The organism is Stenotrophomonas sp. 22692 (assembly GCF_052045015.1).
Taxonomy (GTDB): Bacteria; Pseudomonadota; Gammaproteobacteria; order Xanthomonadales; family Xanthomonadaceae; genus Stenotrophomonas; species Stenotrophomonas geniculata.
The window spans coordinates 34,063-50,135 of the sequence record NZ_JBQEMR010000012.1; the positions used below are offsets into that span (position 1 = coordinate 34,063).

Consider the following 16,073-nt stretch of genomic DNA (forward strand, 5'->3'; position numbering starts at 1 on the left):
TGATCGAGCAACAAGGACGCACCGATGAATACTGCTGTGGATGCTGTCGAACGTACTGAGATCCTGATCATCGGTGCCGGCCCGGCCGGCTCCGTGGCTGCGGCGATGCTGCGCCAGCAGGGCCGCCAGGTGCTGATGCTGGAGCGTCAGCAGTTCCCGCGCTTCTCCATCGGCGAAAGCCTGCTGCCCCAGAGCATGGAATACATTGAAGCCGCCGGGCTGCTGCAGGATGTGGTCGAGGCCGGCTTCCAGTACAAGAACGGCGCCGCTTTCGTGCACGGCGAAGCGCGTACCGCCTTCGACTTCCGGAAGAAGTTCTCGCCAGGCTGGGGCACCACCTACCAGGTGCAGCGCGCCGACTTCGACAACGTGCTGGCACGCGGTGCCGAGCGCATGGGCACCACGCTGCGTTTCGGTGATGAAGTGCTGTCGGTCGAACCCGGTGAACAGCCCACGGTGAACGTGCGCCGCCCGGATGGCAGCGAATACCGCATCGAAGCCGACTTCATCCTCGATGCCTCCGGCTTCGCACGCCTGCTGCCGCGCCTGCTGCAGCTGGAATCGCCATCCAACTTCCCGGTGCGCGGCGCGATCTTCTGCCACGTGCGCGACAACATTCCGGCCGAAGCGGACTTCGATCGCAACAAGATCCTGATCACCACCCACCCCGAGCACGTCGACGTCTGGTACTGGACGATCCCGTTTTCCAACGGCTGCTGCTCGCTGGGCGTGGTCGCCGAGCCGTCGTTCTTCGAGCGCTACGAGGGTGACGACCTGCAGAAGCTGCAGGCCATCGTCGGCGAGGACCCCAACCTGACCCGCCTGCTGGCCAACGCCGAATGGGCGGTGCTGCCGGTTCGCCGCATCACCGGCTACTCGGCCAACGTCAGTTCGCTGTGGGGGCCCGGCTATGCCCTGCTGGGCAACGCCGGCGAGTTCCTCGACCCGGTGTTCTCGTCCGGTGTGACCATTGCCTTCAAGTCCGCGCAGCTGGCCAGCGAATGCCTGGCGCGCCGCTATGCCGGTGAAACCGTCGACTGGGAAGCTGAATTCTCGATCCCGCTGCGCGCCGGCGTGAAGACCTTCCGCCGCTTCGTCGAAAGCTGGTACGAAGGCGGCTTCCAGAAGATCATCTACCACCCGCAGCAGCAGCCCGAAGTGCGCGACATGATCAGCTCCATCCTGGCCGGCTACGCCTGGGACACCAACAACCCGTATGTGGCCGACGAAAGCGGCCGTCGCATGCGCGTGCTGGAGGAATTGTGCAGCGCCTGATCTTCCGTACTGCGGCCCTGCTGCTGTGCCTGCTGCTGGCCGCCTGTGCCGGGCGCATGCCCAAGCCACAGGTGGAACTGCCGCCGCTGCGCCTGTCGCCGGCCAGCCTGCCGGCGCCGCTGGCGCTGCAGCAGCAGCTGCATTTCCGCTTCGGCAGCCATGAGCGCGACCTCGACGCGCTGCTGGAGGCCGACGCGCAGCGGGTGCAGCTGGCGGTGCAGGCGATGGGCCAGACCGGCGTGCGCCTGCAGTGGGACGGCCAGCAGCTGACCCAGCAGCGCGCGCCGTGGCTGCCGCCGCAGGTACGTGCCGAGCGTGTGCTGGATGACCTGCAGTTCGCGCTGTGGCCGACCGCGGCCATCGCCGCCGCGCTGCCGGCCGACTGGCAGGTCAGCGACGACGGCCAGCAGCGCAGCCTGTCGCGCGATGGCACGGTGTGGCTGCTGCTGCAGCGCCTGGACGATGGCAGCGTGCAGCTGGACAACCGTGCCGAAGGCTATGCGCTGCGCATCGAATCGATCGATATGGCCGGACAGGACCGATGAGTGCACCGATCTACCTGAACGACCTGGGCGTGGTCTGCGCGCTCGGCGATGGCCGCACTGCGGTCGCGTCGGCGATGTTCGCCGATGTGCCGGGCGGGCTCAGCGACAACGACAGCCTGCTGCCGGGGCGCACCCTGGCGCTGGGAGAGGTCCGCACGCCGCTGCCGGCGCTGGAAGACCTGCCGGTGGCCCTGCGCGGGCGCAACAACGCCCTGCTGGACGTGGCGCTGGCGCAGATCGCACCGGCGGTGGCCGCGGCGATTGCCCGCCATGGTGCCGAGCGCGTGGCGGTGGTGCTGGGCACCAGCACCTCGGGCATCGGTGAATCCGAGCAGGCCCTGCGCAGCCACGCCGAACAGGGCCAGTGGCCGCAGGGCTTCGATTACGCCCAGCAGGAAATGGGCACCGCTGCGCAGTTCGTCCGCCAGCGCAGCGGCGCACAGGGACCGGCGTGGACCCTGTCCACGGCGTGTTCGTCCAGTGCCAAGGCACTGATGTCAGCCGCGCGCATGCTGCGCGCCGGCATCGTCGATGCGGTGATCGCCGGTGGCGCCGATTCGCTGTGCCGCTTCACCGTGGCTGGCTTCAGCGCGCTGGAATCGGTGTCGGCGGCACGCTGCAACCCGTTCTCGCAGCACCGCGCCGGCATCAACATCGGCGAAGGCGCCGCGCTGTTCCTGCTCACCCGCGAGCCCGGCCCGGTGTGCCTGGCGGGGTGGGGCGAATCGGCCGACGCGCACCACATGTCCGCTCCCGACCCGCAGGGGCTGGGTGCCATCGACGCGCTGCAGCAGGCACTGCTGCGCGCAGGCTGGGGCGCCGACGAAGTGGATTACGTGAACCTGCATGGCACCGCCACCGGCCACAACGATGCGATGGAAAGCCTGGCGGTCTCGCAGGTGCTGGGCAACAGCGTGCCAGCCAGTTCGACCAAGCCGCTGACCGGGCACACGCTGGGTGCCTCGGGCGCGATCGAGGCCGCGCTGTGCTGGATCCTGCTGGCCGAGAACCCGCAGCAGCAGCTGCCGCCGCACTGGTGGGACGGCGTGGCCGACCCAGCGCTGCCGGTGTTGCCGCTGGTCGCACCGGCCACCCGCCTGGCGCAGCCGCCGCGACGGGTGCTGAGCAATTCGTTCGCTTTCGGCGGCAGCAACGCCGTGCTGGCACTGGAGCGTCGATGAACACGCTGTATGCAATCGAAGAGGTGGTGCCGCACCGCCAGGACATGTGCCTGCTGCAGCGCATCACGCATTGGGACCAGGACACCCTCGAGGCCGAACTGGTGGTGCCCGAGGCCGGCCTGTTCGTGGAGAACGGCGAAGTGCCGGCGTGGGTCGGCATCGAATACATGGCGCAGGCCATCGCGGCCTGGGCCGGCTGCCGCGCGCGGGCGGCCGGCAAGCCGCCGCAGCTGGGCTTCCTGCTCGGCAGCCGCCGCTACAGCAGCGCGCGCAGCAGCTTCCCCGCCGGTTCGCGGCTGCGCGTACAGGCGCGCTGCGAGCTGTTGGGTGACAATGGATTGGGGATGTTCGCCTGCCGCATCCTGGCAGGTGAGGACGAATGGGCGACAGCCAACGTGTCGGTGTTCGAACCGGCCGACGCGATGGCCTATCTGGAGAGTGGACAGGCATGACAGGGAATCGAAGCGTGCTGGTGACCGGCGCCAGCCGGGGCATCGGCCGGGCCATCGCGCTGCGCATCGCGCGTGATGGCTTCGACGTGGTGGTGCATTGCCGCAGCCGCCTGGAAGAGGCACAGGCCGTGGTGGCCGAGATCCATGCACTGGGCCAGCAGGCCCGCGTGCTGGCGTTCGACGTGGCTGACCGCGAGGCCGCACGCGCCGCGCTGGAGGCCGATGTCGAGGCGCATGGCGCGTACTACGGCGTGGTCTGCAACGCCGGCATCGCCCGTGATGGTGCTTTCCCGGCACTGTCGGCCGAGGATTGGGACCAGGTCATCCACACCAACCTGGATGGCTTCTACAACGTGCTGCATCCGCTGATCATGCCGATGGTGCGGCGGCGCAAGCCCGGCCGCATCGTCACCCTGTCGTCGGTGTCCGGACTGGCCGGCAACCGCGGCCAGGTCAACTACAGTGCCGCCAAGGCCGGCATCATCGGTGCCACCAAGGCCCTGGCGCTCGAACTGGCCAGCCGCCAGATCACCGTCAACTGCGTGGCTCCGGGCCTGATCGAGACCGAAATGCTCAACGATGAAGTGATCGAACACGCGCTCAAGCTGATTCCCGCTGGCCGTGTCGGCCGCCCCGACGAAGTGGCGGCGACGGTGTCGTTCCTGCTGTCCGAGCCGGCCGGCTACATCACCCGCCAGGTGATCTCGGTGAACGGGGGCATGCTCTGATGGGCGCCGATCGTCGCGTGGTGGTTACCGGTGCTGCGGCCATCAGTCCGCTTGGCCACGACTGGCCCACCATAGAAGCGCATCTGCGCAGCTGCCGCAATGCCGTGCGCACGATGCCCGAATGGGATGTCTATGCCGGCCTGAACACCAAGCTGGCCGCGCCGGCGCAGGACTTCGAGCTGCCGCCGAACTACAACCGCAAGACCACCCGCTCGATGGGCAAGGTCGCGGTCATGTCGGTGCGCGCCACCGAGGTGGCGCTGCGCGAAGCCGGCCTGCACGAGCATCCGGTACTGCGCAGCGGCCGTACCGGCGTGGCCTACGGCTCGTCCTCGGGCAGCCATGAGGCCACCGGCGAATTCGGGCGCATGCTCAACGAATTCACCACCGAAGGCATCAGTGCCACCACCTACCTGAAGATGATGAGCCACACCGCGCCGGTCAACATCGGCGTGTTCTTCGGTTTGTCCGGGCGCGTCTACACCACCTCCAGCGCCTGCACCTCGGGCAGCCAGGGCGTGGGCGCGGCCTATGAAGCGATCCGCAGCGGCAAGCAGACGGTGATGGTGGCCGGCGGTGCCGAGCAGCTCGATGCCACCGCTGCGGCGGTATTCGACACCCTGTTCGCCACCAGCGTGCGCAACGATGCGCCGCAGACCACGCCGCGCCCGTTCGATGCTGGCCGTGATGGCCTGGTGCTGGGCGAGGGTGCCTGTACGCTGATCCTGGAAGACCTGGAGCACGCGCAGGCGCGCGGTGCCACCATTCTTGCCGAGGTGGTCGGCTACGGCACCAACAGCGACGGCCAGCACGTCACCCAGCCCAGCGCCGACACCATGGCCCAGGCCATGCGCCTGGCGCTGGAGGATGCGGGCCTGGAGCCGGCGCAGATCGACTACGTCAACGCCCACGGCACCGCCACCGATCACGGCGACATCGCCGAGACCCAGGCCACCGCGCAGGTGTTCGGCAGCCGCATGCCGATCAGCTCGCTGAAGAGCTATGTCGGCCACATGCTCGGCGCCTGTGGTGCGTTCGAGGCCTGGATGAGCATCGAGATGATGCGTGCTGGCTGGTTCGCGCCGACCCTGAACCTGGCCGAGGTCGACCCGCGCTGTGGCCAGCTCGACTTCATCACCGGTCAAGGCCGCGAACTGCAGGCCGAGTACGTGATGAGCAACAACTTCGCCTTCGGCGGCATCAACACCTCGCTGGTGTTCCGCCGCTGGCGCGAGTGATCCACCGCCCCACCGCCGTTGTTCCCGCAACCTACCCGCACCCTCGACAAGGAGATGTTCCGATGCGCCGCACCCTGATGATCGCCACGGCCACCGCACTGCTGGCCCTGGCCTCCACCGCTTCTGCCCGCGATACCCGCGTGGAGCAGTCCCTGCAGGAACTGGTCAGTTCGCAGGCTGCCAAGGACGCCGGCATCGACGGCAGCGTCCGCTTCTACCTGGCCGGCCAGCCGGTCAGCGTGCAGCAGCGCCTGGGCGAAGACGTGACCAACAAGAAGACCAACGCCGCCAACAAGAGCGATGCCGAAGCCTGCCGCTGGGTCGCACTGTCGGCGCTGCGCGCGCTGCAGGACGGCGCCAAGTCGCGCGGCGCCAACGCCGTGGTCGACATCGTCAGCTACTACAAGAAGAACGAGTTCAAGAGCAGCACCAACTACGAATGCTACGCCGGTGCGATCCTCGCCGGCGTCGCGCTGAAGGGTACCTACGCCAAGGTCAAGTAAGCGCCTGCGTGGTGCCGGCCGTGGCTGAACGCCGCCGCTACATTGCTGAACCCCGCCGGGGAAACGCCGTCGATCACGCCGTCATCGTCGGCTGACGGCTTTCCCCGGTGTCGGCTTTCCGACACAATCATGGCTCTTCCCGGGTTATCGTCCCGCGGACATGCACGCCTACGTCTATAAAAGCCAACTCAAGCCGGACACCTACGTCTACGTTCCCCGTCGCGATGATTTCAGCGCGCTGCCTGCGCCGCTGCTCACCTCGCTGGGGACGCTCGCCTTCGTCCTGGACGTGGCCCTGGATGCCCAGCGCCGCCTGGCCCAGGCCGATCCGGAAAAGGTCCGCAGCGAAATGAGCGAGCGCGGGTTCTACCTGCAGGTGCCGCCGTCGGTGGCCAGCCTGATGCCGCGCCACTATGACTGACACGTCCCGTCCGCGCGCCCTGTCGATCGCCTTCGCTGTGGGCGCCGTGCTGGCGCTGGGCGCCGCCGTGGGCGGCGTTCCAGGCGCCATCCTTGCTGCACTGGCGCAGCCGGCGTTCGCGCTGGGTGTGTCGTGGTGGCGGCGCAGCCGCGCGCTGCTTCCGCTGAAGGTGGTCGCGCGCCAGGACCTGCCGGCGCTGCTGGCGTTGTGGACGGCAGCGCCGTTGTTGCTGGCGCTGCTGCTGGCCTGGCCGTTGGCCGCACTGCGTGACAGCGGCAGCCTTGCGGCGGTGCTGGGCCTGAGCGTGCTGGTCAGTGCCGGCCTGCTGGCGGCCTGGCGCACCTGGCCGCTGTGGAACGATGTCGAACGCCTCGATGGCAGCCTGGCCCAGCACTGGCAGGCGCTGGCCGGGCGCGACCTGACCGCCTGGCGTGGCCTCGGCGTGGCCGCGCTGGTGATCGCGCTGGCCGCGCTGGTGGTGCTGCCGGCCTGGCCGGGCCTGCTGCCGGAAAGCGCACGCTGGCCTGCCGCACTGGCGGTGATGCTGTTGTCTCCAGTGCTGCACCTGCTGCTGCAGCGGGTCGCGCCGGCACCGCTGGTGTCGCTGCGCGCGAGCCCGTTGGCCACCGCCAGCAACGAGCACGAACCGATGTTCGCCACCGCGGCCGAAACCGCGCCGCTGGAGGCGATGGCACCGCAGGAGCTGACCCCGGCGCTGTATGAAGCCGCCCGCCAAGGCCGCATCGAACGGGGCCTGCAACTGCTGCAGGCCGGTGCCGATCCGTATGCGCTGCCGGACCCGAACTGGCGCGACCAGCGCAGCCTGGCGGTGCTGGCAGCGGTGCTGCCGGACCTGCGCCTGCTGCGCGAGCTGATCGCCCGCGGCGTCGATGTGAACGCACCGCACCGGGGCATGACCCCGCTGCTGGCCGCCACCCGTGACAGCTGGCATGGCCGCCCCGAGGCGGTGATGACCCTGCTCGCCAACGGTGCCGACTCGCGTGCCACCGACAGCGATGGCAACACGCCGCTGCACCATGCCGCGCGCAGTTCCGACCCGGGTGTGGCGGCGCTGCTGCGCGATGCCGCCGCCGAAGTCGATGCGTTGAACAACGAGGGCTGGTCGCCGCTGGCCGTGGCCTGCCAGGTCGGCAACTGGCGCCTGGCCCGTTTCCTGCTCGAACGCGGTGCACGCTGCGAACCGGCCGATGGCACCCCGGTGCTGCTGGCCGCCGCCGCCACCGAAGATGACGATCCGGCCGGGGTGCAGCTGCTGCTCAAGCACAAGGCGCGCGCCGACGCCCGCGATCGCCAGCGCCGCAGTGCATTGCATGAGGCGGCGCTGGCCGGCCACGTGGAGATCATCGGCGTGCTGCTCGGCGCCGGTGCCAATCTGGAAGCGCGCGATGCGCTGGGCCGTACGCCATGGCTGGAAGCGGCCCGTGCCGGTCGTGCCGCCGTGGTCGAGCATCTGCTGCCGCACAAGCCGGACCTGGTCGCGGTGGACGGCGAAGGCCGCAACGCGGTGCAGCTGGCGGCGATGGCCGAGGATGTCTCACCGCTGCTGATCAAGCGCCTGGTCGAACTGGGCATCGCCGCCGATGCCGCCGATCCGCTCGGTCGCCGTGCGGTGGACTACGCTGCCGAAGCCGGCCGCTGGGCGATCGTGGCCCTGCTGGACCCGTCCTATCCGTTGCCGGCCGCGGTCAGTGATGGCCTGGCCGAGCGCGGCGAAGCCGCCAGTGCCAGTGGCCTGCTGCCGGACCGTCCGCCGTTGACCCTGCTGCGTGAAGCGCTGGGCTTCGGCAACACCGAAGGCATGGCCGCGCTGGCCAAGCTGTGCCAGCCGGAAGAACTGGGTGGCCTGCTGCTCGATCCGGAACTGGCGCTGGAGCCGCGTGCGGTCGATTGGCTGCTGGCCCACGGTGCCGATCCCTACGTGCGTGACGCCTGTTCCGACACGCCGATGTTCGCGCTGTTGTCGCGCGGCATCGACGCGGTGCCGGCGCTGCAGGTCATGCTGCAGCGTGGCCTGTCGCCGGCCGGACGCGGTGGCCTGGCGCGCTTCCTCGCCGCCTGCGCGCAGCACGACCAGGCCGCCCGTGGCCTGGAACAGCTGGCACTGGAACTGCTGGAACGTGGCGCCGATCCGTTCGCCGCTTCGCCGGCCGGTGATCCGCCGTTGTCGCTCGCGGTGCGCCTGGGCTGGCTGCGCCTGCAGCAGGCCCTGCTCAAGGCCGGTGTCGATCGCGAAGCGCGCGACAGCCATGGCATGACCGCATTGCACCTGGCCACCGCATTGGCCCGCGAAGGTGCGCTGAAGCTGCTGGTGCAGCACGGTGCATCGCCGGAAGCACGTGCCGCCGACGGCCAGACGCCACTGGGCGTGGCGCTGTCGATCGGTCGCCGCGATCTGGCTGACTGGCTGGACTGGCGGGTGTGGCCGTTGCCGCGCCGTACCCTGCGCGAGGCCGATCTGCCGGCCGCCGCGATGGCCGGTGATGTGGACGCCGTGCGCCGCCTGATCGACCTGGGCTTCGCCGTTGATGCGGTCGACGCACAGGGCTGCACCGCGCTGCTGCGCGCCGCCGGTGGTGGCCATCTGGCGGTGACTGACCTGCTGCTGGCGCGTGGCGCCGATCCGCAGCACGCTGCGGCCAGTGGGGCTACGCCGCTGTCGGCGGCGGTCAGCATGCGTCAGGTGGATATCGTTTCGGCCCTGCTCGACGCCGGCGCCAAGCTGGAACACCGCCTGCCGGGCGGCGTGACCGTGCTGATGCTGGCCTCGGCGCTGGGCCTGCCGGACATCGTCGCGCGCCTGCTCACCGCCGGCGCCGACGTGCATGCCGGTGACGCGCAGCAGCTGGGCCCGCTGCACTGTGCCGCGTTGTACGGTTTCAGTGCCCGCGACCGCTCGCGCCTGCTGGCCCTGCTCGACACCCTGCTGCTGGCCGGTGCCGAACCGGACCAGGCCGCCGCCGGTTCAGTCACGCCGCTGCTGCTGCTGCTGGGTGCGCGTGCCGAGCCGGGTACTGCCTGCGACGAGCAGGTGGTGATGGCGGCGGTGGAGCGCCTGCTGGATGAGGATGTCAGCCTGGACGTGCGCGATCCGCGCGGCTTCGGTCCGCTGCACCTGGCCGCGCTGCATGGCCTGCCGTTGCTGGTGCAGCGCCTGCTGCGTGCCGGTGCCGATCCGGAAGTGCGCGACAGCCTCAACCGCAGCCCGCGCGAGATCGCGGTGATGCGCGGCTTCATAGACGTGGCCGGTGAGTTCGAACCGCGCGTGCCGGGCGTTTCGTCGATGGCGCGGTTCCTGCGCGACAACGGCTGATTCCTGGAAAAGGGTCGTGCCGGCCGCTGGCCGGCAACCGCAATCTGTGGTGGGTGCCGACCGTTGGTCGGCCCCCTACTTGCCGTCGCTTTCCGCGTCGGCCTCGAACAGATGCATCAGGTCGTTGCGTGCATCGCGCGAGGTCTGGATCACCGCCGCCTCGTCGTCGTACACCAGATACTGGTCGCGCAGCAGCTGTTCGTCGTGCTCGCGGAAGCGCTGCACATGGCGTTCGGCAACGTCCGGTGCCACGCCCAGCGCGGTCAGCACGCGGCCGCTCATCTCCAGGCTGGTGCCGAACACTTCGCGGAACGGCTCGGCCGACATGTCCATCAGGCGCCACGCATGCTGGCGGTTGCGTGCACGCGCCAGCACCGTCGCGTCCGGGTACAGCCGGCGCACCATACGCACCGCGCGCAGGTTGGTCTCCGGGTCGTCCACGGTGATCACGAACACATCGATGTGTTCGCCGCCCGCCGCACGCAGCATCTCCGGCCGGGTCGGGTCGCCGTAGTACAGCTGGTTGCCGAAGCGGCGCAGGTCGGCCACGGTGTCCGGGTTCGCTTCCAGCGCCACGAACGGCACCTTCTGCGCGGTCAGCAGGCGCGCGATCACCTGGCCGAAACGGCCCATGCCAGCGATCAGCACCTTGGGCCGATTGTCCGGCGCCACCTTGTCGGCCTCGGCGGCCTGGCGCGGTGCGGCCTTCTCCTGGCCGAGCAACTTGAGCAGCGCAATCATCAGCAGTGGCGTGATCGCCATCGACAGGCCGACGATGGCCACCAGCCGGTCATGGTTGGCGTTGCCCAGCAGGTGCGCGCGCTGCGCTTCGTTGAACACCACGAAGGCGAACTCGCCGCCCAGCCACAGCACGCTGCCCAGCAGCAGCGACTGTCGCGAACTGAGTTTGGCGATACGCCCGATCACGTAGAGCAGGCTGAACTTGACCACCAGCAGGATCGCCACGCCGGCAGCGATCAGCCACGGCTCGGCGGCGATGCGGTCGAGGTCGATGCCCATGCCCACCGCGATGAAGAACAGGCCCAGCAGCAGCCCCTTGAACGGCTCGATCTGCGCTTCCAGTTCGTGCCGGAACTCCGAATCGGACAGCAGTACGCCGGCCAGGAACGCGCCCAGGCTGGGGCTGAGGCCGGCCTCCTGCATGAACCAGGCGGTGCCGAGCACCACCAGCAAGGCGGTGGCGGTGAACACTTCCGGGCTGCGGGTGCGCGCGATGATGCTGAACACCTTGCGCAGCACCGGTCGCCCGCACAGGATCACCACGGCCAGCGCACCGAGGGCCACGGCGGCGTCTTCCCAGCGCAGGGTCTCGTTCTTCACCCCGCCCAGCAGCGGGATGGCCGCCAGCAGCGGAATCGCGATCAGGTCCTGGAACAGCAGGATGGCGAACCCGAGCCGGCCATGGTCGCTGTTGATCGCCTTGTGCTCGGACAGCAGCTGCAGGCCGACCGCCGTGGACGACAGCGCCAGTGCCACGCCCACCACCAGCGCGCTTTTCCACTGGAAATGGTCAAGCAGCAGCAGGCCGCCCAGCACCAGCCCGGACAGCGCCACCTGCGCCGCACCTGCGCCGAACACCGAGCGCCGCATCACCTTCAGGCGTGCCGGCGACAGCTCCAGGCCGATCACGAACAGCAGCATCACCACGCCGATCTCGGCGGCGCCAAGGATGCGGTCGGCATCCTGCACGAACCCCAGCCCGTCCGGGCCCAGCACCACACCGGCCGCCAGGTAGCCCAGCACCGCACCGAAGCCGAATTTCTTGAACACCGGCACGGCGATGACCGCCGCCAGCAGCAGCACCAGGGCCAGTTCCAGACCACCGCTATGCATGGGAATACCTGGTCATCGGGGAAGCCCGCAGTGCGTCCATTCGGGTGGGGGAAGGGGTGGCGAGTACCACCGCGTCATTATGCGCGCCGGCCTGTGTATGCACGAGAACAACCTGCCGGGCAGGCGCCCTGCGCACAGCGGCCGGGTTGACCTGCATGGCCCACGGGTCCAGACTGCCCGCCGCTGGCGGCGCGTCCGCCGGCACACGCATCCCGGAGTTCCCAACCCATGTCCAGCGACAGTAGAAGTCGACCTCGTTCGACGCCAGCGATGGCCACCGCCTGACATCGGGACGGTTTGCCTGCGTTGGCGTTGCGCGAGGTCGCACCCCCACAAGGCAAACCCGATGAACCAGAAGCAATTGCTGCGCCCGGTGGCCGATGCCGCCGCACTGGCCGCGCCATTGGCGAACTACAACACCGCCGATGCGGTGGAATTCCTCAACACGCTGGAACTCGTGCGCGCTGCGGAAACGCTGGCCGCGCTGCCGTTGCCGCGTGCGGTGAAGATGCTGGAGGCGCCGGAACTGCACCGCAGCGGCGAACTGGTAGCCGTGCTGCCGCCGGCCCGCGCCGCCGCCCTGCTTGGGCTGATGGCCGATGACCGTGCCACCGACATCGTCCACGAGCTGGACGAGGAAGAACGCGCGCGGCTGATCCCGCTGCTGGGCACCGACGCCCGCCAGGCCATCCAGAAGCTGCTCAGCTACCCGCCCAACACCGCCGGCGCGCTGATGACCACCGAGTACGTGGCGGTACCCGCCAGCTGGACCGTGGCGCAGACCCTGCAGCACATCCGCCAGGTCGAGCGCACCCGCGAGACGGTGTACGCGATCTACGTGCTCGACCCGGCCAGCCAGCAGCTGCAGCAGGTGGTGACCATGCGCCGGCTGATCACCGGCCTGCCGGAGGAGTCGATCCTGGACGTGGCCCAGGTCAATCCGCCGGTGACGGTGGATGCGCTGATGGACCAGGAAGAAGTGGCGCGGCTGATCCGCCGCCACGACCTGCTGGCGATTCCGGTGGTCGATGCGCAGCTGCAGATGCTCGGCATCGTCACCGTCGACGACGTGCTCGATGCACTGATCGAGGAATCCACCGAAGACGCGCACAAGTTCGGTGGCATGGAAGCGCTGGACAAGCCGTACATGCAGATCGGCTTCTTCGAGATGCTGCGCAAGCGCGCCGGATGGCTGAGCGTGCTGTTCCTGGGCGAGATGCTGACCGCCAGCGCGATGCAGCACTACGAGGACGAACTGGCGCGCGCGGTGGTGCTGACCCTGTTCATCCCACTGATCATGAGTTCGGGCGGCAATTCCGGTTCGCAGGCCACCTCGCTGCTGATCCGCAGCCTGGCGCTGCGTGAACTGCGCCTGCGCGACTGGTGGAAGGTGGCCATCCGCGAGATCCCGACCGGCATGGTGCTGGGTGCCATCCTCGGCTGCCTGGCGATCGTGCGCATCGTGATCTGGCAGCTGGGCGGCCTGCATGACTACGGCGAGCACTGGATCCTGCTGGCGATCACCATCGGTGCCGCCCTGGTCGGCATCGTCACCTTCGGCTCGCTGTCCGGCTCGATGCTGCCCTTCATCCTCAAGCGGCTCGGCTTCGACCCGGCCAGCGCCTCGGCGCCGTTCGTGGCCACCCTGGTGGATGTCACCGGCCTGGTGATCTATTTCAGCATCGCCGCGATGATCCTGCACGGCACGCTGCTGTAACAAAAAAGGGGACGGAGGGGATTAAGTCGTTTGTGCACAAACGACTTAATCCCCTCCGTCCCCTTTTTTGGGTACCGTAGGCGCATGAGTACCTACCACCTGCAGTCTGTGTTCCGTCCGCAGTCGGTCGCGGTGATCGGCGGCAGTCCGCGTGAGCGTTCAGCCGGCCGTGCGGTGATGCGCAATCTGCGCGGCACCGGCTTCCCCGGCAAGGTGGCGTGGATCAACCCGCGGCATGCCGAGATCGATGGCATCCGCACGATCAAGCGGCTGAAGGACCTGGACTGGGTGCCCGACCTGGTGGTGATCACCGCACCGGCGGCGATCGTGCCGCAGGTGGTGCGTACCGCTGCCGAGCGTGGCGTGCAGGCGGCGATCATCCTCACTGCGCACCTGGGCGAAGGCCCGGGTTCGTTGTCCGCACAGGTAGAGGCGGTGGCGCGCAAGCATGGCCTGCGCATCCTCGGGCCGCATTGCCTGGGCGTGATCGCGCCGCACGCACGGCTCAATGCCAGCATCGCCGCGCACTTCCCGCAGGCCGGTGATCTTGCGTTGATCTCCGAATCCTCGGCCATCGCCGCCGCACTGGTGGAGTGGGGCGTGGCGCGCTCGGTCGGGTTCTCTGCCGTGGTCTCGCTGGGCGACACGCTGGACGTCGACTTCGGTGACCTGCTCGACTACTTCGCCACCGATTACCGTACGCGCGCCATCCTGCTCTACGTTGAGCAGATCAAGGACGCGCGCAAGTTCATGTCGGCTGCGCGTGCCGCCGCCCGCGCCAAGCCGGTGGTGGTGGTGAAGTCGGGGCGCGCCGAGCGCGTGCAGCCGGGCAGCCGCGATACCCATGTGCAGGCCCTGGCCCGTGCCGATGATGTGTACGGTGCCGCCTTCAACCGCGCCGGCCTGCTGCGCGTGGGCGCGCTGGACGAACTGTTCACGGCCGCCGAATCGCTGGGCCGGTTGGGGACCTTCCCCGGTCGTCGCCTGGCCATTCTCAGCAATGGTGGCGGCGTCGGTCGCCTTGCCGTGGACCAGCTGATCGCGCTGCGTGGCACGCTGGCCACCCTGTCCGACAGCACGGTGCAGAAGCTCGATGCGGTATTGCCACAGGGCTGGTCGCGCAGCAACCCGGTCGACATCGTGGTCGACGCCGATGGTGATCGCTATGCCGCCGCCATCGAGGCGCTGCTGGCCGACAACGAGAATGATGCGGTGATGGTGGTCAACGTGCCGACCGCATTCACTTCATCCGCAGACGCCGCACAGGCGCTTACCCGCACGCTCGGACTGCGCCCGCGCCATCACCGCGACAAGCCGGTGTTCGCGGTGTGGCTGGGCAACGATGACCAGGCCACCGCCACGCTCAACGCGGCGCGGGTGCCGACCTATCCGACCGAGGCCGAAGCCGTACGTGGCTTCCAGCATCTGGTGCGCTACCGCGAAGCGCAGAACGCGTTGATGGAAACGCCGCCCAGCCTGCCGCAGGACTTCAGCGTCGACACGGCCGCCGCGCGCGCACTGGTCGATGCCGCGCTGGCCAACGGCCAGCAGTGGCTGGACCCGCTGGCTACGCATGAACTGCTCAAGGCCTACGGCATTCCCTCCGCGCCGGTGATGCATGCGCGTGACGCGCACGAGGCGATGGATCTGGCACAGCCGCTGCTGGAACGCGGTGCCACGGTCGCGCTGAAGATTCTCTCGCCGGATATTCCGCACAAGTCGGAAGTGGACGGCGTGCGCCTGAACCTGTCCACCCTGCCGGCGGTGCAGAGCGCGGCCAACGCGATCCTGTCGCGCGCACGCCAGCTGCGGCCGGATGCCCGCATCGATGGCCTGCTGGTACAGCCGACCATCGTCCGCCCGAAGGCACGCGAGATCATTGTCGGTATTGCCGATGACGCGACGTTCGGCCCGGTGATCGTGGTCGGCCGCGGCGGCACCGCGGTCGAAGTGATCAACGACAAGGCGCTGGCGCTGCCTCCGCTGGATCTACGCCTGGCCCACGAGCTGATTGGCCAGACCCGTGCCTCGCGCATCCTCAAGGCCTATGGCGATGTGCCCGCCGCCGACGAGCGCGCACTGGCGCTGGCGCTGGTCAAGCTGGCACAACTGGCCGCAGACATTCCCGAAGTGCGCACGCTGGACATCAACCCGCTGCTGGTCGACAGCAAGGGCATTCTTGCCCTCGACGCACGCGTGGCGGTGGCGCCGTCGCGCATTCTGCACAAGGGCCGCGGTCATCCGCGCTTCTCGGTGTTCCCGTACCCGAAGGAGTGGGAGCGCACCATCGAACTGTCCGATGGCGGCCGCGCCTTCGTGCGTCCGGTGCGTCCGGAAGACGATGCGCTGTTCCGCGCATTCTTCGCCCGTGTCAGCGACGAGGACCTGCGCCTGCGCTTCTTCCAGTCGGTGAAGCATTTCAGCCACGAGTTCATCGCGCGCCTGACCCAGCTGGACTATGCGCGCTCGATCGCACTGGTGGCGATCGAGCCACGCAGCGGCGAAATGCTTGGCGCGGTGCGCCTGCACGCCGATGCCGATTACCACCGTGGCGAATACGGCATCCTGATCCGCTCGGACCTGAAGGGCCACGGCATCGGCTGGCGGCTGATGGCGATCATGATCGAGTACGCCAAGTGGCTGGGCCTGGACGTGGTGGAAGGCCAGGTGCTGCGCGAGAACAGCACCATGCTGGCGATGTGCCAGAGCCTGGGCTTCAAGACCAAACTCGATCCGGACGACCCGACGGTGATGGTGGTGACCCTGCCGGTGCAGCAGGTTGAGGTGCCCGAAACCCCGTTGTAGAGCCGAGCCCACGCTCGGCTGCC

At 68.9% G+C, this 16,073-nt stretch carries 12 protein-coding genes; 11 read left to right on the plus strand and 1 reads right to left on the minus strand.

Annotation, left to right across the window (positions count from 1 at the left end):
• The first annotated feature begins 24 nt into the window (after positions 1-24).
• From ACTJJM_RS11345 to ACTJJM_RS11385, 9 genes are all read left to right on the plus strand, one after another.
• Positions 25-1,275, plus strand: coding sequence for an NAD(P)/FAD-dependent oxidoreductase (locus ACTJJM_RS11345; RefSeq protein WP_019336780.1), 1,251 nt, complete (start codon positions 25-27; stop codon positions 1,273-1,275).
• Entirely contained in the window at positions 1,263-1,820 is a 558-nt protein-coding gene (locus tag ACTJJM_RS11350) for a DUF3261 domain-containing protein (RefSeq protein ID WP_312662968.1), read from the plus strand. Before ACTJJM_RS11345 ends, ACTJJM_RS11350 begins: the two co-directional genes overlap by 13 nt.
• Positions 1,817-3,001, plus strand: coding sequence for a beta-ketoacyl-[acyl-carrier-protein] synthase family protein (locus tag ACTJJM_RS11355; RefSeq protein WP_019336778.1), 1,185 nt, complete (start codon positions 1,817-1,819; stop codon positions 2,999-3,001). Before ACTJJM_RS11350 ends, ACTJJM_RS11355 begins: the two co-directional genes overlap by 4 nt.
• Positions 2,998-3,453: an ApeP family dehydratase gene (locus ACTJJM_RS11360; RefSeq protein WP_010482310.1), complete on the plus strand. Its 456-nt coding sequence runs from the start codon at positions 2,998-3,000 to the stop codon at positions 3,451-3,453. Before ACTJJM_RS11355 ends, ACTJJM_RS11360 begins: the two co-directional genes overlap by 4 nt.
• Positions 3,450-4,181, plus strand: a complete 732-nt coding sequence (locus tag ACTJJM_RS11365; RefSeq protein ID WP_029379816.1) for a 3-ketoacyl-ACP reductase FabG2 — start codon at positions 3,450-3,452, stop codon at positions 4,179-4,181. The genes ACTJJM_RS11360 and ACTJJM_RS11365 overlap by 4 nt, the downstream gene beginning before the upstream one ends.
• Positions 4,181-5,419 (plus strand): beta-ketoacyl-ACP synthase, encoded by a 1,239-nt coding sequence (locus tag ACTJJM_RS11370; RefSeq protein WP_049413131.1) that lies wholly within the window; start codon positions 4,181-4,183, stop codon positions 5,417-5,419. Before ACTJJM_RS11365 ends, ACTJJM_RS11370 begins: the two co-directional genes overlap by 1 nt.
• Before the next feature lie 62 nt (positions 5,420-5,481).
• Complete coding sequence (locus tag ACTJJM_RS11375; RefSeq protein WP_010482305.1) at positions 5,482-5,922, plus strand: hypothetical protein; 441 nt, start codon at positions 5,482-5,484, stop codon at positions 5,920-5,922.
• Positions 5,923-6,082: 160 nt separating this feature from the next.
• Entirely contained in the window at positions 6,083-6,343 is a 261-nt protein-coding gene (locus ACTJJM_RS11380) for a YcgL domain-containing protein (RefSeq protein ID WP_010482302.1), read from the plus strand.
• Positions 6,336-9,674, plus strand: coding sequence for an ankyrin repeat domain-containing protein (locus ACTJJM_RS11385; RefSeq protein ID WP_440865526.1), 3,339 nt, complete (start codon positions 6,336-6,338; stop codon positions 9,672-9,674). Before ACTJJM_RS11380 ends, ACTJJM_RS11385 begins: the two co-directional genes overlap by 8 nt.
• A gap of 75 nt (positions 9,675-9,749) precedes the next feature.
• Here ACTJJM_RS11385 and ACTJJM_RS11390 read toward each other — a convergent pair whose 3' ends face one another.
• Positions 9,750-11,528: a monovalent cation:proton antiporter-2 (CPA2) family protein gene (locus ACTJJM_RS11390; protein ID WP_010482289.1), complete on the minus strand. Its 1,779-nt coding sequence runs from the start codon at positions 11,526-11,528 to the stop codon at positions 9,750-9,752.
• A gap of 346 nt (positions 11,529-11,874) precedes the next feature.
• Here ACTJJM_RS11390 and mgtE point away from each other — a divergent pair, with 346 nt between their 5' ends.
• Together mgtE and ACTJJM_RS11400 are read left to right on the plus strand one after the other, a co-directional pair.
• Complete coding sequence (mgtE, locus tag ACTJJM_RS11395; protein WP_440865528.1) at positions 11,875-13,245, plus strand: magnesium transporter; 1,371 nt, start codon at positions 11,875-11,877, stop codon at positions 13,243-13,245.
• Positions 13,246-13,329: 84 nt separating this feature from the next.
• A complete protein-coding gene (locus ACTJJM_RS11400) occupies positions 13,330-16,050 on the plus strand; it encodes a bifunctional acetate--CoA ligase family protein/GNAT family N-acetyltransferase (protein ID WP_440865530.1) in 2,721 nt (906 codons plus the stop codon).
• Positions 16,051-16,073: the final 23 nt, after the last annotated feature.